At 65.1% G+C, this 21,029-nt stretch carries 15 protein-coding genes; 10 read left to right on the top strand and 5 right to left on the bottom strand.

What is annotated here, in order from left to right:
* The first annotated feature begins 213 nt into the window (after positions 1–213).
* Positions 214–1,890: a CYTH and CHAD domain-containing protein gene (locus tag MJ797_RS00365; RefSeq protein ID WP_239329204.1), complete on the top strand. Its 1,677-nt coding sequence runs from the start codon at positions 214–216 to the stop codon at positions 1,888–1,890.
* 270 nt (positions 1,891–2,160) lie between these two features.
* Here MJ797_RS00365 and MJ797_RS00370 read toward each other — a convergent pair whose 3' ends face one another.
* Entirely contained in the window at positions 2,161–3,051 is an 891-nt protein-coding gene (locus MJ797_RS00370) for a helix-turn-helix transcriptional regulator (protein WP_239329215.1), read from the bottom strand.
* A gap of 617 nt (positions 3,052–3,668) precedes the next feature.
* Here MJ797_RS00370 and MJ797_RS00375 point away from each other — a divergent pair.
* A complete protein-coding gene (locus MJ797_RS00375) occupies positions 3,669–4,142 on the top strand; it encodes a hypothetical protein (protein ID WP_239329229.1) in 474 nt (157 codons plus the stop codon).
* Between the two features lie 133 nt (positions 4,143–4,275).
* Here the strand turns inward: MJ797_RS00375 and MJ797_RS00380 are convergent, their stop codons facing one another.
* Entirely contained in the window at positions 4,276–4,860 is a 585-nt protein-coding gene (locus MJ797_RS00380) for a hypothetical protein (RefSeq protein ID WP_239329239.1), read from the bottom strand.
* 171 nt (positions 4,861–5,031) lie between these two features.
* Here MJ797_RS00380 and MJ797_RS00385 point away from each other — a divergent pair, with 171 nt between their 5' ends.
* The gene (locus tag MJ797_RS00385) at positions 5,032–5,757 is read left to right on the top strand and encodes a response regulator transcription factor (protein ID WP_239329249.1); all 726 of its coding nucleotides are present in this window, start codon (positions 5,032–5,034) and stop codon (positions 5,755–5,757) included.
* Between the two features lie 140 nt (positions 5,758–5,897).
* Here MJ797_RS00385 and MJ797_RS00390 read toward each other — a convergent pair whose 3' ends face one another.
* The gene (locus tag MJ797_RS00390) at positions 5,898–6,905 is read right to left on the bottom strand and encodes an aldo/keto reductase (protein ID WP_239329258.1); all 1,008 of its coding nucleotides are present in this window, start codon (positions 6,903–6,905) and stop codon (positions 5,898–5,900) included.
* 335 nt (positions 6,906–7,240) lie between these two features.
* Between MJ797_RS00390 and MJ797_RS00395 the strand changes: the two genes are divergently transcribed.
* Positions 7,241–7,432 (top strand): hypothetical protein, encoded by a 192-nt coding sequence (locus MJ797_RS00395; protein WP_239329267.1) that lies wholly within the window; start codon positions 7,241–7,243, stop codon positions 7,430–7,432.
* A gap of 304 nt (positions 7,433–7,736) precedes the next feature.
* Positions 7,737–7,940: a cold-shock protein gene (locus tag MJ797_RS00400; protein ID WP_013872098.1), complete on the top strand. Its 204-nt coding sequence runs from the start codon at positions 7,737–7,739 to the stop codon at positions 7,938–7,940.
* 364 nt (positions 7,941–8,304) lie between these two features.
* Here MJ797_RS00400 and MJ797_RS00405 read toward each other — a convergent pair whose 3' ends face one another.
* Both MJ797_RS00405 and MJ797_RS00410 read right to left on the bottom strand, forming a co-directional pair.
* Entirely contained in the window at positions 8,305–9,447 is a 1,143-nt protein-coding gene (locus MJ797_RS00405; protein WP_239329277.1) for an aspartate-semialdehyde dehydrogenase, read from the bottom strand.
* A complete protein-coding gene (locus tag MJ797_RS00410) occupies positions 9,444–10,712 on the bottom strand; it encodes an aspartate kinase (RefSeq protein WP_239308302.1) in 1,269 nt (422 codons plus the stop codon). The genes MJ797_RS00405 and MJ797_RS00410 overlap by 4 nt, the downstream gene beginning before the upstream one ends.
* Positions 10,713–11,443: 731 nt before the next feature.
* Here MJ797_RS00410 and MJ797_RS00415 point away from each other — a divergent pair.
* From MJ797_RS00415 to MJ797_RS00435, 5 genes are all read left to right on the top strand, one after another.
* On the top strand, positions 11,444–12,733 hold the full coding sequence (locus MJ797_RS00415; RefSeq protein ID WP_239329279.1) for a nitrous oxide reductase family maturation protein NosD: 1,290 nt from the start codon (positions 11,444–11,446) through the stop codon (positions 12,731–12,733).
* Positions 12,734–13,285: 552 nt separating this feature from the next.
* Positions 13,286–15,310: a hypothetical protein gene (locus MJ797_RS00420; RefSeq protein ID WP_239329281.1), complete on the top strand. Its 2,025-nt coding sequence runs from the start codon at positions 13,286–13,288 to the stop codon at positions 15,308–15,310.
* An 18-nt stretch (positions 15,311–15,328) separates the two neighbouring features.
* Entirely contained in the window at positions 15,329–19,951 is a 4,623-nt protein-coding gene (locus MJ797_RS00425) for an RHS repeat-associated core domain-containing protein (RefSeq protein WP_239329290.1), read from the top strand.
* Positions 19,952–19,999: 48 nt separating this feature from the next.
* On the top strand, positions 20,000–20,647 hold the full coding sequence (locus MJ797_RS00430; protein ID WP_239329292.1) for a hypothetical protein: 648 nt from the start codon (positions 20,000–20,002) through the stop codon (positions 20,645–20,647).
* 20 nt (positions 20,648–20,667) lie between these two features.
* Complete coding sequence (locus MJ797_RS00435; protein ID WP_239329294.1) at positions 20,668–21,009, top strand: hypothetical protein; 342 nt, start codon at positions 20,668–20,670, stop codon at positions 21,007–21,009.
* Positions 21,010–21,029: the final 20 nt, after the last annotated feature.

Raw genomic sequence — 21,029 nt, forward strand, 5'->3', positions numbered from 1 at the left:
TGGGCGCGGGCGTTGGGGTGGGCATCGAAGCAGGCATCGCGGCAGGTGGCGAAGCGGGCATCGGAGCGCCAAGGTGGTTAACATTCGTTGAACAACAGTTATCTTTTTGCTGTTTATTGTGTGTGATTGGCGTGACTGAATTGTCGCCGGTAGCGAGATTATTGCCATCCGTCGATGGCGGCGCTTCGGTCGGATGTGATGAAAGGGCACGGCATGGGCGGTGAACTGAGGGAAGTCGAACGTAAGTTCGCGGTTGATCCAGCCTTCGCGCTTCCCGCGCTGGATCAGCTGCAAGGTGTCACTAGCGTTACCGAGCCGGAAACGGTCACCCTGGAAGCGGTCTACTATGACTCCGACGATTTTCGGCTGGCCAACAGTAAGATCACATTCCGGCGGCGGACCGGAGGGCACGACGAGGGCTGGCACCTGAAGCTGCCGATCAAAGCCGGTGAGCGTACCGAGATCCAGCGCCCTCTTTACCCGGTTGCGGACGGCGTCGACGGGGCGAACGATCCAGCCGGGAGGAGCGGCCAGCTGCCGGTTGTGGCTGATCCAGTACCAGAAGTGTCTGCCGCCGCTCACGCCGCCGCCGGACCAGCCAACGGCTGGGCGGACAGCGCTCCGCCCGCCGAGCTGGTGGAGCTGGTATCCGTCCACCTGCGTGGTGCGCCGCTGCAACCGGTGGCGCGGCTGGTCACGAGCCGTACAGCGATCCGCCTTCGCAATGCCGCCGGAGCTGATCTCGCCGAGGTGGTTGACGACTGCGTCAGCTCCCAGACTCTCAGCGGGAACACCGCGCGCCCACGGCGCCGTGCGTGGCGCGAGATCGAGGTCGAACGTGTCGGTGCTGGTGAGAACAGCCTGCTGGACAGGGTCGGCGCTACCCTGTCCGCGGCTGGCGCGTCCCAGGCCGTGGAGCCGTCCAAACTCGCGCGGGCGCTGGGGCCGACGCTGGCGAACCAACGGCGATCCGCGGCGCAGCAGTCCCGGGGCAGGCTGAGGCCGAAGTCGCCGGCCGGCGAGGTGGTTCGGGCCTACCTGGCGGCCCAGGTGGAGGTGCTGCTCGCCACCGATCCCCGCGTCCGCCTGGACGTACCGGATGCCGTGCACAAGATGCGGGTGGCGACCCGCCGGTTTCGCAGCACGCTGCGTACCTTCGCGCCGATGTTCGACCCGGCGGTCGTCACCCACCTGGACGGGGAGCTACGCGATCTGGCCGGTGCGCTGTCCGCGGCCCGCGACTGCGAGGTGATGGTCGAGTACTTCGACGGGCGGATGGCCGAACTGCCCGGTGAGCTGGTACGCGGTCCGGTCGTCGAGACGATTGACAGCCAGCTGCTCGCGGGCCGGGCTGAGGCTCGCGGCGAGACCTTGGCGATGCTGCGCAGCGAGCGTTACCTGACGCTCATCGCTGATCTACAGGCGATGGTTGCCGGACCGCTGCGTGGCCCGGCAGCGCAGCCAGCGCGTATCGCCGTCCCGCAGCTGATCGGACGCGCCGATCGTCGGCTGACTCGCAAGGTTGCCGCGGCCCTGGCCACGCCGTCCGGGCATGAGCGGGACATCCAGCTGCACAGCGCCCGCAAGCAGGCGAAGCGCTTGCGATACGCGGCCGAGACCGCCGTACCGCTCTTCGGATCCGACGCGGTGGAGCTCGCCAGGCTGGCCGAGCAGATCCAGGAACTGCTCGGCACGCATCAGGATGCCACCGTCGCACAAGGGCTGCTTCGTGCGTGGGGCACGGCGGCCGCGGATGCCGGCAAGCCGACCGCGTTCACGCTTGGGCTGTTGTTGGGCCTGGAGGAATGCCGTGCGCGGACCGCGGAACGGGATTTCGTCGACTTCTGGCCGGAGGCATCCCGGCGGCGGCACCGCCGCTGGTTGGGTTGATCTGTACGTTCTACGGCGTGTTTCGGAAGCCGTCGTTCGATCAGGGAGCTGCGGCCAGGGGCCGCCTGGACGCGGCGAGCCAGACAGATGACCTTCGAAACAGGCCCTAAGAGCGCCCGGCAATAGGGGTGTGGATCAAGGAGCGGGACTGGGGTGCGTGCATCGCAAGGCGGAGGAGGGAGTCACCCTGGTCCTTGGGTGTCGACCGACGACAACACAGCGAGGTGCGTGCCCCAGCCCCGCGACGCCGCGTCCCTGTTGCCGGTCGCTCTAATGGTCGTAGAAGCCATGTGATCGGTCGTTGCCGACCCACCGTGCCGGCAGTTCCGTCAGCTGCCGGACCCGGTCCCGGTCAGTGGGGGTGACCGGGGTCTGCAGCAGGATGGTCGCATCCGGGTCGTCAGTGGGACGGAACAATGAGATGATCATGAGGATCTCCCCGACGGTCGCGGTGGCGACCGTAACCTTCCGGCTGGTGAACTCGTGTGCCGACCGGTTTTCCCACCACTGCTTCAGGTCAGGCTTGTCGGCCTCGAGCAGCATGAATATCTCCTGGACACGTTCGTCCTGGAAATCGCCGTCGGCGCGCGAGCGGAACTGCGCGAGCACAGCCTTGGTCACGGCTTCCCACTCATGCAGCGTGCTGCCGAGCAGCCGGCTGGTGACCATCAGATACAGGAGGTTCCGGCGCCGATCGTCGACGAGGCCGGGGTCCGTCCACAGCGCCGCATAGGCGTTGTTCCAGCCGATGATATCGAAGCTGTGGTCCAGAAGCAGCGCGGGGCTGGTCGGCCAACTGTCCAGAACGGGTTGGAGCAGCCGCGCCACAGCATGGCGTTGATCGTGGGTGTGCCGCGCCCGGCGCGGCGGGGCGTGCAGGCCCGCGAGTGCCAAAGCATGTCGTCGAGCATGATCGTCCAACCGCAGAGTGCGCGCCACAGCTTCGACGACCGGTCGGGAAGCCGCCACCCGTCCTTGCTCGAGCCAGGTGTACCAGGCGAGCCCCAGGCCGGACAGCTGTGCAACTTCCTCTCGCGGCAGCCCGGGTATTCGTTCACGGTGGGCCTGCAGGAACTTACCGAGTTCGCGTTGCTGGGACTCCCGTTGGACGCCGCTGCTCGCCGTGTTGCCTATCGCACCGTGCGCTGTACTGTCTGTCATGGCTAACCGTCCTGTCGGTTATCGCCCGGACACTTTTCGCAAGACCCGGCGGCGGGGGAAGCCATGAGGCACCCGCGGGCGGAGCGATGGCCACCTGTCCGTCGACGGGGCAGGTGCCGTTGACCTGGCAGCTGGCTTTTACGGGACACCTGTCGATGTTGACATCATCAGGACCGCCGCTTACCGGCATTCAGCACAGTGCGACCTTGCCCTCCCCGGTTGGCCGGACTTCGGCCGCGGGTCCCTGACCACTTGAGTGCCCGGCAATAGAGGATGCGGCATTGCGGGGCTGGGGTGCGCACCTCGCGTCAGCGCTGCCCATCCGTCGCGGTGCGATGCACAGGTACCCCGGCTCCTCGGTCGCTCCCCACGGCCTCCAGCGCATCCCTCTGTCGCCGCGCGATGCACGCACCTCAATCCCGTTCCTTGATCCACATTCCTGTTGTCGGGCATTCGTAGCGTGTATTTGAGATCGTCATTCCGACATACTGATCAAAAGCCCGGCCCCGGACAGGCTCTCACACAGTTCTGACATTTCTCTGACGAAAGACACACGGCGCCCCGGCAGGGTGACGGTGTCGCGGACCACGGTGGCCGCGTTCAACGGAGGTGACGACGTGAGGATATCAATGGCGACGAAGCTCGCCGCGATGGCGGGCGCCGCGGTCATCGCGGCCGGTAGCGCCGCGACCGTGGCACTGGCCGACTCGGGAGGGCCCGTCACACCGACCGCGAATGCCACGACTGCCACCGCCGACCCGATCTCGGAGGTGGCGTCTGATGTTCGAGGCCATCGCGCCTGGCTCGCGGACAAAGGCGTGCATGGGGAGTTCGTGGCGCGGACGGCGGACGGATTCAAGACGTTCGAGGTGCAGAAGGGGACCGTGACGGCGGTGTCCGGCTCGTCGTTGACCGTCCGCAGCGATGACGGATACACCGTCTCCTACTCGGTCACGGATAGCACGATTGTGCGCCGAGGTAAGAACAAAGTGGATATATCGACGGTGAAGGCCGGGGAGAAGATCGTGATCGGCGCCCGTGTCGACGGCCAGACACGGACAGCGCTCCGCGTGATCGTGCAGGTCAGCTGAGCCGTTTTTTAGGGGAGAGAGCGGTGGCATCTGGCTGACTGGTGGTGAGCGGCCAGTCGTTCTTAGCCCGCCTTCGGTGGCCACGCCGGTCCCGGCGTGGCCACCGAGCCGTGCCGCGAGTGCCGTGGCCGGGTCAGGCGGAGCAGGACCAGCTGATCGAGCCGGCCAGGGTGCGGCCCGCCGCAGTCTGGCCGGTGAATGACAGCGAACCGCCCGAAGAGGTGATCGTCGCAGTGGTCGCGATGGCCTCCACCGCGTACGGGCCGTCCGTGGATGAGCCGACGGAAACGGTGACCACAGCCGGGTAGGAGCCGGCTCCGTGGTAGGCGGCGATCCGAACGGTCGCTGTAACGGTGTACCCATGAATGACGCCGCTGGCGGATTCCACGTAGCGCCGGCCTGTGTCGCAGCTGACGGTTGTGTCCACGTGACCGGCGACTGTGATTGGCGATGTGATCGACACTGTCAGAGATCCCGGCCCGCCGACGCCGCGTCCGGCGGACGTACCACCCGTCGCCGGAGCGGTTGCCACGGGCGCGGTTGCCACGGGCGCGGCTGCCGTCACCGATGACGAGGTGCTGGAGGCCTGTGTGGTCGCCGCGGACACGGCCGTGCCGGCGGTACGGGCACCGGGTTGGCATGCGGACAGCGGAAGAACTGCCATGCCGGCGAGGAGCATGACGGCCATCCGGGATCGGCTGGCGTGATGACGGTTCATCGTTCGACACCTCGTATCGGAGCGGGACAGCGGGTGCTGCTCTCAGCTCCGGAGCCTGCCCGGCCTTTATGAGAGCCGGATGTATGAACAGACGGTTCGGCTCGAATGGAACTCATATGTTCGTCCGGTGTGATTGCGACCCGCGGGGCGCGCGGAGGGCATGGGAGGGACATGAGCGAGAACGGGAGCCGTGATTCGCGGTCGATGCGGGTCCTGGTCGTGGATGATGAGGCGAACATCGTCGATCTTGTTCGTATGTCTCTGCGCTTCCACGGCTTTGACGTGGTCACCGCAGCTTCCGGCCGGGAGGCGATGGCCGCTGTCACCGAGATGGCACCGGATCTTGTGGTGCTTGACGTGGGGCTGCCCGACACCGACGGTTTCGAGGTCTGCCGTCGACTGCGTGACGCTGGAGCCGAGACCCCGGTGATTTTTTTGACCGCTCGTGATCGCCATACCGACAAGGTCGCTGGTCTGACCTACGGCGGCGACGACTACGTGACCAAGCCCTTTTCCATCGATGAACTGATAGCCCGGGTGCGCGCGGTGCTCCGGCGGGCACGGCGCGACCAGCCACCGCTGGCCGCACAGGTACTGGCCTTCGCCGATCTCGTCCTGAACGAGGACAGCCACGAGGTGGCCCGGGGCGGTCATCCGCTGGAGTTGTCGCCCACCGAGTTCAAACTGCTGCGATATTTGTTGGCGAACCCGCGCCGGGTATTGTCACGTGCCCAGATCCTCGACGCGGTCTGGAATTACGACTTCGACGGTGGCCATACCATCGTCGACCAGTATGTGAGCTACCTACGGCGTAAGCTTGCGCCGCACGGGCCGCCGCTGATCCATACCCAGCGTGGCTTCGGCTATGTGCTGCGGGAGCCTGGCGCACAGCTCTGACCGTATCGATACATGATGATTGTCGTGTCTGGTCAAAGGCCGCGCGATGCTGGTTTTTCGCGCGGCCGGCGACCTTGGTTTGGGTGTCTGGTCAAAGGCCGCGCGGTGCTGGTTTTCGCGTGGCCTTTGACCCCGGTGAGTTATCCGGTCGGTCGGGATGGCCCGGTGCCGGCTCCGAGACGATCGATGCCCAGCTCGATGTCATCGATGTCCTCCGCGGTCAGCGCGAGGGTGGCGGCCGTGATCCATCCATTGACCTGGCTTGGTCTGCGCGCGCCGACGATCGCCGCGGTCACACCGTCGAACGCGAGGGTCCAGGCGACGGCTACCGAGGCGACGGTCGTGTTGTGCCTTTTTGCCACCGTTCGCAGGATGTCAGCGAGAGCGAGGTTGCTGTGCAGCGCCTCGCCGGTGAAGTCCGGTGAGGCGCGCCGCCAGTCGTCGGCCGGGAGGTCGGCCGATCGCTGCGCTGACCATGCCCCGCTGAGCAGCCCCGACTGCATCGGGCTGTAGACGATTACCCCGATGTTGTGCTTGGCGCAGTATGGCAAGATGTCTGCGGCCACGGTCCGCTTGATTGCTGAGAACGGTGGCTGGAGAACATCAACCCCGCCCGCGGATGCGGCACGCTCGAGCAGGTCAACGTTGAAGTTGGACACGCCCACCGACCGGATCTTTCCTTCCGCGCGCAGTTCGTGCAGTGTCGCGACGGAATCCTCGATCGGTGTGCCGTCCTTCGGCGGCCAGTGCAGTTGGTAAAGATCGATTCTTTCGATCTTCAGTCGTCGCAGGGAGGCGTTGACCTCACGGCGGATCGACTCGGGCGAGCCCACTCTGGCGGGCAGCAGATCATGATCTGATTTCCAGGTCATGCCGCACTTTGTGAACACGTATGGCCGGTCGGCTTCGCCGATGTCCGCGAGCGCCCGTGCCACGACCTCCTCGGAGTGCCCGCGGCCGTATACAGCCGCTGTGTCGATCCAGTTCACGCCGTGCTCGACGGCATGCCGAATGGCGGCCACCGATTCATCGTCGTCCTGGGCGCCCCATCCGAATGCGTGCTCCGCACCGCCGATCGCCCAGGCGCCGAAGCCAACCCGGGTGATGTTCAAACCGGTCGGGCCCAAGAGCATTGTAGGAAGGGTCATGGTCAGTGTGTACCCCCATGCGAGACTCCGGATCTGGGCGGAACGAGGACTCCTGGGATCCAGGCGGCTGGCTCCGACCGGACCGTACCGGCTTCTCCAGCATGAAAGCATTCACGCGACCGGAAGTCCCGTGGTCAGTAATGTCAGTAATGTCATGTTCGTCCTGTTGACATTCCTGAAGATGAGCGACCGCCGCCCGGCCGCCATGGCCGGTGCGCGGGAATGCCGTCTGCTCGCAGGCGGTCCGGGCGCGTCGTCCGCGGGCGTTGGACAGCCCGGGTCATTGGATGGTCGCACGGTGATCTGGCAGTGAAATACGCACCATGATTTTTACTATGAGTAGTCACATTAGTGGTACGGGTTATCTGCCGGCTGACAGGCGGGATGCCCGCGCCAATGAGTACGCGGCCGGGCCGCATAGGAACGCCCAGGCCGATCCCGGGGGTGTCAGCCGCCTCGGGGGGCTGGTGGCCACGATCAGCTCCCTGGAGGCGTTGACCATGGGCAGTTCTGGTGGCACGCCCTGACGGTGGCCGGCCGCGGCGCCCCGTCGGCGCGGACGATGGAGGTGCCCGCGACCGGTAGTCGCGGTGGGTTACCTCGGGCGATGCGCCGCCATCCGCTACGTGAGGTATGTAGTGGACTTCCTTCCCCGGAGACCTCCCGTGATGGCCTGTAGCCGTGTAGCGTCTTCCATGGCCAAGTTCGGCGGTTGGCGTCTACAAGGGACGCGGACGGCGAACACTGTCGTGGGAGCGCCAAAATCTCACTTCAGACGGTCCGGGGCCCGCGCGGTGTGGGTCCTGACTGCACCAGCAGGGAGAACGGCACGTGGCTCAGGGCACGGTTAAGTGGTTCAACTCGGAGAAGGGCTTCGGCTTCATCTCCGTGGACGGCGGCGGTTCGGATGTCTTCGTCCACTACAGCGCGATTGACATGGACGGGTACAAGAGCCTGGAAGAAGGGCAGCGGGTCGAGTTCCAAGTGACCCAAGGACAGAAGGGTCCACAGGCTGACGCCGTTCGGGTCGTCTGAGCCACGAGGGACGTAACTCCACAGTCGTAGGGCGAGGGTCCGCCATCCCCAGCTGAGGAGGCGGACCTTCGTTATCTGTCGGCGGTGGGCGACACGTTCGGATTCATAACACATCGCGTTTCTTTTTCGTCTTGTTTCTTTTCTGGTAGATTGCGTGTTCCCGTATAGCGGCTGACGTGCGCCCGAACATGTCGGCTCCGCCAGCTGCGATCTTTTTGTTGAATAGGAGCACCCGGCAACAGAGGACCGCGGCGTCGCGAGGCTGGGGCATACCCCTCGTCGCGCTGTCGGATTTTTGCCGAGCGTATCCACCGAATGGAACGCTCGTAGCAAAATTTCCGTCAACCATGCCGAGGCCGGGGGACTATCGACCGCGGGACACCAGGAGCTCGGCGATCTGAAGGGTGTTCAAGGCCGCACCCTTGCGGAGGTTGTCGCCACAGACGAACATGGCGAGCTCACACGGGTCGTCGGGCGATTGCCTGATCCGCCCGACCCAGGTCGGATCGGTACCGACGACATCTGCCGGCGTTGGGAAATCCCCTGCGGCCGGGTCGTCCAGGACCGCCACACCTGGCGCCGCGCGCAGGACGGCTCGTGCCTCATCCGCCGTTACCGGACGCGCGAACCACGCGTGTACCGCCACCGCGTGGGTCGTCACGACCGGTACCCGGACACAGGTCGCGGATACCCTGAGGCCGGGGAGCCCGAGGATTTTCCGTGACTCGTTTCGGATCTTTATTTCCTCGGACGACCAGCCGCCGTCCTTGTATGAACCGGCCCACGGCACCACGTTCAGCGCGAGCGGCGCGGGGAACGGGCCGAGCCCGTTCTCCCCGATCGCCTTGCGGACGTCTCCGGCACTCTGTCCGAGTCTGAGCTCGATCTCGCCACCCGCGTCGGCGGGCAGGCTGGCCGCGTCGGCCGGCATGTTGCGGCGGGTGAGCCCGGCATCGAGGACGACCGCAAGCTGGGCGTACAGCGTGTCGATACCGGCTTGGCCCGCTCCGCTCGCTGCCTGGTAGGAGGTCGCCACCAGGGACTCCAGCCCGAACACCCGGTGTAGCGCGCCAACCGCGACGATCATTGACAGCGTCGTGCAGTTCGGGTTGGCGATGATCCCACGAGGTCGCCTCGCCGCAGCCTGCGCGTTCACCTCGGGGACGACGAGCGGGACGTCGGCATCCATCCGGAAAGCGCCCGAGTTGTCGACCACGGTAGCCCCACGGGACGCGGCGACCGGTGCCCACTCCTTGGAAACCTCATCCGGAACGTCGAACATCGCGATGTCGACGCCGTCGAAGACCTCGGGAGCCAGCGCAAGCACCTCGACGTCCCTGCCGCGTAGCCGCAGTTTCCGCCCAGCGGACCGGGCGGAAGCGATCAAGCGGATCTCTCCCCAGATGTTCGGGCGTTCCGCCAGTAGCGACAGCATCACGGTGCCGACCGCGCCGGTCGCGCCGACTACAGCGAGTGTCGGGCGGTGGGCGGCAGTTTGTGTCGTCATCGGCCGGTGCCCGCGTACACGACGGCCTGGCCGTTGGGATCGGAGAGGTCGAAGGCACTGTGGACGGCCCGGACGGCTACGGGCAGGTCGGTGTCGCGGATGACGACCGAGATCCGGATCTCGGAGGTTGAGATGATCTCTACATTGACCCCGGCGTCCGCAAGCGCGCCGAAAAAACGGGCTGACACCCCTGGATGCGACTTCATCCCGGCGCCGATCAGGGAGAGTTTGCCGATGTGATCGTCGTACAGGGTCCGTTCGAAGCCAATCTGGCCACGGACCTTCGTCAGCGCGGTCAGCGCGGTACGGCCGTCGGCTTTCGGGAGGGTGAAGGAGATGTCGGTCCGCCCGGTGCCGGCGACCGAACCGACCTGCACGATCATATCGAGGTTGACGTCCGCGTCAGCGACGGCTCGGAAGACGGCAGCGGCGACGCCGGGCTTGTCCGGGCAGCCGGCCACGGTCACCTTCGCCTCGCTCTGGTCGTGTGCGACTCCGCGGATGATGGCCTGTTCCACGAGATCTGCCTCCGGAATCTCGGTGACCCACGTACCCGGCTTCGAGGAGAACGAGGAACGGACGTGGACGGGGACGGTGTAGCGGCGGGCGTACTCGACGCACCGAAGCATGAGCACTTTGGCGCCGCAGGCCGCCATCTCCATCATTTCCTCATATGAGATGCGCTCGATGCGGCGTGCGTCCGGCACGATACGCGGGTCGGCGGTGAAAACGCCGTCCACATCGGTGTATATTTCGCAGAAATCAGCCCGCAAGGCGGCCGCGAGGGCCACAGCGGTCGTGTCCGACCCACCTCGACCGAGTGTCGTCACGTCCTTCGTATCCTGGCTGACACCCTGGAAACCGGCGACGATCGCGATCGCACCTGAGTCCAGAGCGTCACGGATGCGTCCCGGTGTGACATCGATGATGCGGGCCTTGCCATGCGCCGAAGTAGTGATCACTCCTGCCTGGGAGCCCGTGAACGACCGTGCCTCGGCGCCCAGGTTCGAGATCGCCATGGCCAGCAGCGCCATCGAGATGCGTTCACCGGCGGTGAGCAGCATGTCGAGCTCTCGGGCCGGCGGTACCGGCGTGATCTGTTCGGCGAGTTCCAGCAGGTCATCGGTCGTGTCACCCATCGCGCTCACCACGACCACCACATCGTCGCCGGAACGGCGCTGAGACACGATCCGTTCGGCGACCCGTTTGATCCGGTTGGCATCCGAGACGGAGGAACCGCCGAACTTCGTCACCACAACCGCCATGGGGCCCAGGCTACTTGGCACTCAGGGGACGGAGAAGAGCTGCGGTCACGGTGCTTTCGGGTGGGCGATCAGATTGCCCCAACGGAGCGGGCGGTCGTCTTGCCCGCGCTGGGGAACGAAGCGTTGTCGCCATAGCGTCTACTATCATATTTTTTTGATTTTGAAAATAGTTTTTTGGAATTTTCAAAAAAATTAAGCATTCGATAATAGAGGTTTAGATCAAGGAGCGGGGTTGGGGCGCGTGCATCGCGCGGCGTATGGCCGGGGAGCGATGACGCGAGGCGCGGGCCCCAGCCTCGCGGCGCCGCTTCCTGCCCGGACGCCCCGCTGTCGGAGGCCTCTTAACCGCTATTTTGCGTGGGGCGTAATGATGCGTGCGGTGGGACATGTGTGGGTTACGCGTGGGTCATGCGTGAGATGGCTTGCCTGGCGCTGTTTCACCGAGTGTTCCAGTGGTGGCACGGCGCTGCTGGTTGGTCACATTTTTATGATGTGGGTTGAAGTGGGTTCTTCGTTGGTTTGTCAACCGATAATCATTAATTTTTCTTTCATGCATATGATGCTGCTATTACGGATGGTGGCTGATGTTCGCGCATCGTGGGGGCCCATGAGGATGCGGGCCGGTTCACCGCTATGCTCCTTTCGTCCTACTTGGGGGGGACACCAAGATTGGGACCTACGAAAGGCTTAGAGAGCCAGTGATGATCAACTGCAGTGCCCGGTGGAGTCCCGTGGCAAGCACCGAGGCACTAGGCGTGGGCCCTCGAGGCGCCTCTCCGCTGGGCGACGCGGCCGAGTGCTCCCAGGAGCGCCGTGCCGGGCGCCACTCGGCTGCCAGCCGGCTACCAGCCACCGTGGTGTTGTCCGCTGTTCTTCTGACCGGTGGGCTTGCCGCGTGCAAGCCAGCCGATTCGAGCCTGACGCAACCCGCCCATAGCACGGCGGCCCCCGCGGGAAACGAGGCACCGATCCAGACGCCCACGGCTCCCACGGCTACCGGGAGCATGCTGTCTGCCGGGTCGGTTGTTTCGTCTCCGGCAGCCACAGCGACCACCCAGGCCCCAGCGCCTGCCGCCGCCGCATCGGCCTTGCCAGCCCTGATTGCCGGGCTGCCGGTGCCGCCGGTGCCGTTGCGTCAGGTCGGGGTGTCGACCGCCCAGCAGTTGACCGCCGCGCTCGCGGACGCCAAGCCAGGGGATCTCATCCAGCTCGCGGACGGGCAGTACAGCGGGCACTTCGTCGCCAACCGGGCAGCGACCGCGAAGACCCCGATTACGGTGCGTGGTTCACGCAACGCAGTGCTTGATGGTGGGTCGATCAACAGTGGCTATGTCTTCCACCTTGACAACGCCGATTACTGGCGCTTGGAGGGTTTCACGATCCAGGACGGCCAGAAGGGGGTGATGACCGACCAGACCAGCGGGGCGGTCATCACCGGACTGCTGGTGCGGAACATCGGTGACGAGGGCATCCACCTGCGGAACTTCTCGACTGACAACATCGTCGCCGGGTCGACGGTCAGCGGTACCGGACGCAAGGATCCCGGCTTCGGCGAGGGCATCTACATCGGCTCGGCCGAGTCGAACTGGGCAAAGTTCAGCGGTGGGAAGCCGGACAACTCCGACCGTAACCAGATTATCGGTAACGCGATCAACGGAGTGACCGCGGAGGCGGTTGACATCAAGGAAGCCACAGCCAATGGCGTCCTGCGGAACAACACCTTCGACGGCTCCGCCATCACGGGTGACAACTACGCGGATTCGTGGGTCGACGTGAAGGGCAACAGCTGGCTCATCGAGGGCAACGTCGGTGTCAACAGCCCGAAGGATGGTATCCAGACCCATGTCGTCGTCGACGGTTGGGGAATGGGAAACATCATCACCGGCAACAAGCTCGACGTCCGCGGTCCCGGCTTTGGCGTCAGCGTTGACAAGCCGGACAAGACCAAGAACACCGTTTCCTGCACCAACACCGTCACCGCGGCGGCGAGCGGGTTGTTCAACGTGCCCTGCACGCGGTAACGCTCTCCGCACGCGGTAACAGTCCCATCGCTGTGGGATCGCGGGTGGCTCACGGGGTTTCGGGCCACCCGCAGTCACTGTTTCTAGCTGTATGAAGTCGTCGATGCCCGCGGCGAACAGCGCGTTACGCGGGCCAACAACTCATCGGCCGATCTGTTGCGTGCAAGGCTCCTTGCTGACAGTCTCTGTTTCTATCGCAAAAATCAATAAATAGGTATTAAATCAGTGATATGTACGGACTGTCTGGGCACGCCGCTGCCGGGATGCGTCCGACCTGTTCAGCCTTCTGTGCGGTCGTGAAGGGCGGGTCACCGTGTCAGTGGGGCGCGTGTTCGGAACTCGACGGCGGATGTCCCAGTTCGGGTATGCCCGAGCCGGGGGCTCGACTCCGCGAGCCTTCGGGATCGCCGCGTTGGCCTGGTGGTGCTGGCGAGCCCGATGGTGCCCGCATCCGGGGGGCACCGCGCCCGGGTTCTCTCGTCAGCTGGCGTGATTGGTACCGCCGCAACATCGATTCCACAACCGGTTTCCGACCCGTCTGGCGACGTCGCGGTGAACGGATGGGGTGATGGCGCCGGCTACCACCTTGAGGTCGCCAACGAGTCGGGTGGCTGGTCGTGGCGGGAACTCGCCGTATTACGACCCGGTGGCCGCGACGACTCGTCGTGGCTCGGCTACCAGTGTGTCTCTGGCGACGGCCGGTATGCGGGGGTCGCGGTCCTGCCGGCCTCGGCGGCCAACAACGCGCAGGCTCGGGACCGGGGCGCCGTCGGGTATGCGGTGGATCTGCTCAGCGGCGTGGTGCGTCCGGTGGCAACCGGCATCGGGTTGAAGTACCACTCACCGGGCTGCGGTACCGGTGACGAGGCCGCGTTCACCTTCAACGATGATGTCGATCAACGGACGACGACGATCCTGACCGTCGACCTGGCTACGGGGTCTGTAGCCCGGCGCACTACGGTGGCCGGGCAGGTCACCTCGGTGGTGCCCACCTCCCAGGAGCCGGTCGGTGTTCTGGGCGGCAACCTGGTGCGGCTCCCCGTTGACGGGAAGCCGGTGTTGCTCGCGGCCGTTGACGGGGCTGCGTATGACCTGCGGCCGACCGCGGACGGCGGAGTTGCGTTCCTCAGCCTGCGCGATCGCGCGCCGACCGCCACTGTCGCGGTGGAGCGTGCGGGCCAGGTGACCACTCTCGGGTCCGGTCCGGGGACGTCGGTGCAGTTGTTTCAGGGGAGGGCGGGGCATCCGGTCCTGGTCGGGGCGGCCCTCCCACAGGGCGGCGGTGCCGGTGTGGTCGGCGTACCAGCTGGCGGGCTGCCGCACGGCGCGACCACGGCATCTCTGGATGGCCATGCCCTGCTGGGCGCCGGCACCACGTCCGATCAGTCCGCCCCGCTGATTCTCGACACCCGGACCAGATCGGTCCTCACCCGCCCGGCTGCGCCGTCGAGGGCACGCACTTGGACTGCGGTACCCCCGCCGGCAACGGCGGCGCCGAGCGGATACGCCACCCGCGGCGGGCCGTCCATCCAGCCGATCGTGAGCGTGACCCCGATCGCGGCCGGCGCTCCGACGTGCGCCGTGCCGCGTCTGGCCGAGAACCGGCAGGTGCTCCAGCCGTTCGCGAACCAGATCGACTGGGCGACACAGCTTGCCGAACAGGGTCTGCTGACCGGGTCATCGGCGCAGCGGCCCGCCGGCTACGCCAACCTCGGGCTGGCCGCCTACGCGGCGAACAGCGACTTCCCGAAGATCGCCCTGCAGCATCCGACCGGCGACACCTGGGACTCGGTTCCCCGGTCGGTCTACGAGGCGATCCTGGCTCAGGAGAGCAACTGGAGCCAGGCATCCTGGCATGCGCTCCCGGGCATCGCTGGGAACCCGCTCATCGCCGACTACTACGGCGCGGGCGGCGGGATCAACACGATCAACTATGCGGCTGCCGACTGCGGGTACGGCGTCGGCCAGGTGACCACCGGAATGACGGCCGCTGACACCACATACTCCGCCAATGGCAAAACAAAGATCGCGATTGACTACGAGGAGAACATAGCCGCCGGTCTGCAGGTTCTTGAGAAGGCCTGGAACCAGCTTTACGACGCCGGTATCACCGCCAACGGTGGTAACCCCCGTTATCTGGAGAACTGGTACTTCGCCGCGTGGGCCTACAACACCGGCATCCAGCCGACAGCGCAGTTCGGCAACACCACCGGATGCACGCCGAGCCCGACCTGTGTCGGTCCGGACGGCACCTGGGGGCTGGGGTGGACCAACAACCCGAAGAACCCCGACTACCCACCCAACCGGGTTCCCTTCCTGCGTGACACGTACGCCGACGCCGCGCATCCCTCACAGTGGCCCTACCAGGAACGGGTGATGGGGTGGATGGGCAGCCCGATCATCCGCTTCGGTCACGCCGCCTATGCCACCCCGACCTACCACGGCGGTAGCACCTGGCTGCAGATCCCCGGGGTCGACACCTTCTGCACGACCGACAACAAATGCGACCCGAACTACACCAACGCCACCGACCCGACGGCGAGTTTCTGCACATTGACCGACCGGGAGTGCTGGTAGCACCTGCCGGCCACCTGGGTGTCGACCTGCGCGACGACCTGTGCCACCAGCGACTACTCGGTCGCTGCCGGCTCCACCGAACCGGCGGCCGGGGCCGACCCGCACCCGCCGACCTGCTCCCTGGACACCAGTAAGGTGCCCACCACGTCAAGCGGTGCACCGATCATCGTGGACGAGTCGCAGAGCCAGCCGCCGCTGAACCTCGTCGGCTGCGGGTCGTCGAACTGGTCCCAGGGCGGCACGTTCAGCTACATCTACGGCGCCAACGCGGCCGGCGACCCCATCGGCGCGATCGACACGCACCAGGCGGGCGCCGGTTTTGGCGGTCACATCCTGTTCACGCACACCGAGAACGGTTCCGATCCGAGCTTGGTCAACACCGGTACCTGGACGCCGGTCCTGCCGCGGCTCCAGTACTACAAGATCAAAATTCATCTCCCGGCGACGGGAGCCTCCGCCACCGACGTGGTTTACAAGATTTACCCCGGCGGTGGCGCGAACCCATGGAAGATCCGGGTCAACCAGCACTGGGGATCCGAACAGTGGGTCACGATCGGGACCTTTGCCATGCAGAACGGCGGGTACGTCCAGCTGAGCAACACCAGCTCGGACACCGCCTACGGCAACGTCGACTACAGCAACTTCGACGTGGCATACGACGCGGTCGCCTTCGTCCAGATGGGCGGTACCCCTGGTACGCCCATCGGCGGCCCACCGCAGGTGATCGACGCGCCCAAGGGCAGTAACCCGGCCTGGGTGCAGTGCGGTTGCGCCCGACGCACCGCCGGTGACCCGGTTGACACCAGCACCGGCTATTTCGGTCAGACCTTCACCGACCTGGCCACTCCCGGGCGGGGCATGCCGCTTGACTTCACCCGCACCTATGTCTCCGCGCTGGCCGACCCGGCTGGCCCGAACGGGTCGGCGGCGCTGAACGGCCCGTTCGGTTACGGGTGGACCTTCTCCTACAACTTGTCGACAGTCACCGACAGCGCGACCGGCAACGTCACGGTCAAGCAGGAGGACGGCTCCCAGGTCACGTTCGTCAACTCGTCGGGCACCTACACGCCGTCAGCACCCAGGTACGACGCGACCCTGGTCAAGAACGGCTCGTCCTACGTGTTCACCCGGCGGGGCAGCCAGATCCTCAGCTTCGACGTGGCCACGGGCCGGCTGGTCTCGGAGACGGATCTGGCGGGCAGCAAGGCCAGCCCTGCTTATGTGACGGCGCTGGCCTATGACAGCTCCGGGCATCTGAGCACCATTACCGACCCGGCTGCCCGCAGTTACACGCTCACCTGGACGGGCAGTCACATCACCGGCCTGTCCGACACGGCCGGGCGCCAGGTCACCTACGGCTATGATGCCGCCGGCAACCTCACCGACGTCTTCGGCGTCGGCACCACCCGCAGCCCGTCAGTGGGGGACAACGACCGGAGCCAGTACACCTACACCGCCGCGCATCTGCTGAACTCCATGCGTGAACCGGTCGCCTACGGCAGCACCGCCACCCCGCCCCCGGTCGTCGGCATGACCTATGACACCGCCGAGCGGGTCACCGCCCAGACCGACCAGCTTGGCCACACCACCACGTTCACCTACGGCCCGAACACGGCGGCGAATCTCGTAGCCGGGCAGACCCAGGTCACCGACCCGGCCGGTCACAAGACCGTGTACACCTACACCGGCGGTCTGCTGATCTCGGAGACCCGTGGCGCCGGGACGGCCGATGCCGGGACCTGGAGCTACACCTACGACCCGGTCAGCCTCGGGGTCACCTCGATCACCGACCCGAACGGGAACTTCCAGACCTTCAGCTACGACGATCATGGCAATCAGATCTCCGCCAGTGATCCGCGCGGGTTCACCACCTCCCGCACCTACGACGACCGGGACAACCTCGTCGCGACGATCGACCCGACCGGGACGCAGACCAGCTACGGCTACGACGAGGCCGGGCACATCGCCACCAGCACCGGCACCAACGACGGCACGTCCGCGTACAAGCTGCCGACCAGCATCACCCTGCAACAGGTCGACCAGGCCGCTGAAGTTTCCAACGGTAATCCGCCCTCGACCGTGGTCCGCTCCGCGAGCTTCTACTACGACGACGCCGCGCATCCCGATGACGTCTCCCGCACGGTGAACGCGCGTGGGAACACGACGACGAACACCTATGACACTTTCGGTGACCTCGCCAGCACGAAGGACCCCGAAGGCAACACCACCAAATACGGCTACGACACCGCCCGCGGCCTGCGCACCTCGGTTGTCTCGCCGATCGGCGTGTCCGCTGGCATCGTCCCCGGCTGCACCCCGCCGGCCAAGGGCTGCACCACCTACAGTTACGACGCCTGGAACAACCCGATCAAAACCACCGACCCGCTCGGTGACGTCAGCTCCGCGACCTACGACGCCGACGGCAACCGGACCTCGGCCACGGACGCCAACAACCGGACGACGACCTACACCTACGACCTCGCCGACCGGCAGACCGTGACGACCCGGCCGGACGCCACGACGCTGAAGACCGATTACAACGCCGACAACACCGTCGCGGACATCGTCGACGGGGCCGCCCACAAGACCACCTATGGCTACGACAACCAGGGGCGGCGGACCACCCGGACCGATCCCGGCTCCCACACGGTCACCTGGAAGTACGACACGGCTGGCAGGCTGCTGACACTCGCTGACGCGGCCGGTCGGGTGACCACCTACGGGTACGACGCCGCCGGTCACCAGACCACGGTGGGCTATTCGGACGGCGCTACCCCGAACGTGACGGCGACGACGTACGACGGCCTCGGGCGGCGTACGTCCACGACCGACGGCACCGGGACCAGCCACTGGTCCTATGACTCCTTCGGTGAGATCACCTCCTACACCAATGGCGCTGGCGCCACGGTGGGTTACAGCTACGACGCTGTCGGCAACGTCACCTCCATCGCCTACCCCGGTGGCAGCGGCCGGACGGTCACCCGAACGTTCGACAAGGACGACCGGTTGGTCACCGTCCAGGACTGGAACGCCAAGACCACGTCGTTCGGGTACGACCGCGACAGCGACCTGCTCACGACGACCTACCCCAACAACACCAGTGTCAGCAGGAGTTTCGACAAGGCCGACCAGCTCACCGGCTCCACGTTGAAGGCCGGCAGCACCACGCTTGCCTCCCTGACCAGCCCAAGGGACGCCGCGGGCCAGGTCAGCGGGGAGACACCAACCGGTGTTCCGGGTAGCGCGCAGACCTTCGCCTACACGGCGTTGGATCAGCTCAAGTCGACCACCGTCGGCGGTACCGTCACTTCCTACGCCTACGACGCTGCGGACAACCCGATCACCCTGGGCGCGGCGACGCAGACCTTCGACGTGACAAGTCGGCTGTGCTGGAGCACCACGGCCGCCCCGCCCGCGAACCCGGCCTGCGCCAGCCCGCCCAGCGGCGCCACCACCTACACCTTCGACATCGAAGGCGACCGGACCAAGAGCACGACTGGGAGCGCGGTCACCACCTACGCCTACGACCAGGCGAGCAGGCTCACCGGGTTCACGAAGAGCGGAACCACGGCGAGTTATACCTATGACGGGTCTGGTCTGCGTGCCTCCAAGACCGTCAACGGCGCCACGACTCCGTTCACCTGGGGCGTGGGTGGTGAGCTCCTCTACGACGGTGCCAGCGCTTATGTCTATGGGTCGGGTGGTGTGCCGATCGAGCAGGTCGGTGGGAGTGCCACGCAGTGGTTTTTCTGTGATCAGCTTGGTTCCGTCCGGGCGTTGACGGATTCCACTGGGGCGGTGGTCGGCGGCTACGGCTATACCCCGTGGGGTGCGGTGAGTGCTCATACGGGTGCGGTGGGCTCGGTGTTGGGGTTCACTGGGCAGTACACCGACGCTGAAAGTGGGCTGCTGTATCTGCGGGCTCGTTTGTACGATCCGGTCACGGCGCAGTTCTTGACGGTCGATCCGGCTCTGGATCTCACGCGTAGTCCGTATGGGTATGTCGGGGGGAATCCGCTTAACGACGCGGATCCGAGCGGGCTGTGTGGGTTCTGGTGCAAGGTCGGTACCGGCCTCGGTATCGGTGCGGCGGTTGTGGGTACTGCGGCGTGCATCGTTCTTGAGCCGTGTGGTCTGGTTGAGGCCGGTGGTGTGGCGCTCGCTTCAGGTGCGCTCGTGCTCGGTGGTGGGGTCACGATCGCGGCCGAGACCGGGGGTATCGTCGCGGGTGGCGCTGCGGTGGGTGCCGTCATCGGTGGCGCTGTCGCCGCGGTAGCAAGCGCCGACGGCGGTTCCAGCAGCCACTCCAGCAGTTCTCACGGCTCCGGCAAAGCGAGCACCAGTTCCAGTGCTTCCGGTACCAACCGGTGCCCCGACGACGATATGATTGGGGCCAAGGGTACTCAAGTCACCAGTAAGACTTTGATGCAGAACGAACGATTCCACATCGACGTCGAGAATCCTGCACCTGGGTCGCGTCCGGGACAACTTCATCTTCAAGACTATGCGAGAAACAAGTATCAGTACAATTTTACAAGCAAGACTTTTGATGGTTTGCCGGGCAGGTTGGCGGACCAGGTTGCAAAAGATCCGGAAATTTCTCGTGCCATTGCAAAGGGATTGAATATCCTCGGAATGTAAATTTGTAGGGGTGATTTCTGATGTGTCGACTCGATAGACTTCCCAGATTTGAAGAAGTTTGAACAAGATCTGTCGCGGAATCGCCAGCCTTCGGTCGATAAAGATCCTTCGGGGTGTAAGACCGAATTCTTGTCGAATTTCGCCATACGGTTTGCGGGAGTATTCTGGGATTCGATCACGTTGAAAACAAATATACGCATGCGGGAACTTCTGGCGGATTCTTTGACGGAAATTTGGAGGCCAAGCCTGCCGCGTCGAGCTCAGGCTATTGCCGAAGCCGGCTGGATAATAGGCCCGAATGCTGCGCTCCTTCTGCGGGCAATGTATGGTAATAGCTGGAGCGGTGAATTCGATCCTTCGGAAATCGGACATTATGAGTATGAAGTCAACGACGTCTATATATCGCTTTCTGACCTCAGGGAGGATACGAGGAGATATCTTCCCCGCGCGGCTTCGCGTGGCCTCTTTTTTGCCCGTCGAATGTTGAGGGATGCCTCCGCTCTTGAGGGAGGCGATCGATTGCTTGCGCTGGTAAGTATTTTTGCCGACGAGGATGATGACGACTTTCTTCTGCAGGGCGCTACTGTAAAATTCTTCAGCAGGCGAGGTGCTTACCCTGACTGGTTCGAAGACCTCGAAGGATTTCGGCATGAAGCAATAGCAATTCTTGATCTTGACGATGTGGCTGGGTTCTGACTCGGGTCCCGGGGATTTGGTTGATCGGTTTCTGGACGTCCGGTGACGGCGAGCCGTTTGTGTATGAAGGACTGAAACATGCGCGTCGGGACTCCGGGGCCGCAGTGGTTCTCAGCGGCAACTATGGCGGGACGATTTTTCTGACCGTTCCGGTGCGGCTGGTTCGGTGTGACGCTGAGGCGCTCTTCACCCTCGTGTCCGATCTGGATGCGGTCACCTGGATGAGTGGGGATCCGACCATCGCCACCGTGGCCTTCAAGCAGTGTCCCGTCGGATCGACGGTTGAGGGTGGAGATGGTGGAGGTCTTGTCGTCGACTATCTCCAGAGATGGGATACCGGTGCAGTCGGGTTATCCGGGTAAGTTCGTTGAGCTGCAAGACG

Origin of the sequence: Protofrankia sp. CiP3 (assembly GCF_917627345.1) — a bacterium.
In the GTDB taxonomy this organism is placed as follows: Bacteria; Actinomycetota; Actinomycetes; order Frankiales; family Frankiaceae; genus Protofrankia.

Bases quoted from the DNA above. Each gene is read 5' to 3' on its own strand.
- MJ797_RS00365 (WP_239329204.1), top strand. From the start codon at position 214: ATGGGCGGTGAACTGAGGGAAGTCGAACGTAAGTTCGCGGTTGATCCA.
- MJ797_RS00370 (WP_239329215.1), bottom strand. From the start codon at position 3,051: ATGACAGACAGTACAGCGCACGGTGCGATAGGCAACACGGCGAGCAGC.
- MJ797_RS00380 (WP_239329239.1), bottom strand. From the start codon at position 4,860: ATGAACCGTCATCACGCCAGCCGATCCCGGATGGCCGTCATGCTCCTC.
- MJ797_RS00385 (WP_239329249.1), top strand. From the start codon at position 5,032: ATGAGCGAGAACGGGAGCCGTGATTCGCGGTCGATGCGGGTCCTGGTC.
- MJ797_RS00390 (WP_239329258.1), bottom strand. From the start codon at position 6,905: ATGACCCTTCCTACAATGCTCTTGGGCCCGACCGGTTTGAACATCACC.
- MJ797_RS00395 (WP_239329267.1), top strand. From the start codon at position 7,241: ATGAGTAGTCACATTAGTGGTACGGGTTATCTGCCGGCTGACAGGCGG.
- MJ797_RS00405 (WP_239329277.1), bottom strand. From the start codon at position 9,447: ATGACGACACAAACTGCCGCCCACCGCCCGACACTCGCTGTAGTCGGC.
- MJ797_RS00410 (WP_239308302.1), bottom strand. From the start codon at position 10,712: ATGGCGGTTGTGGTGACGAAGTTCGGCGGTTCCTCCGTCTCGGATGCC.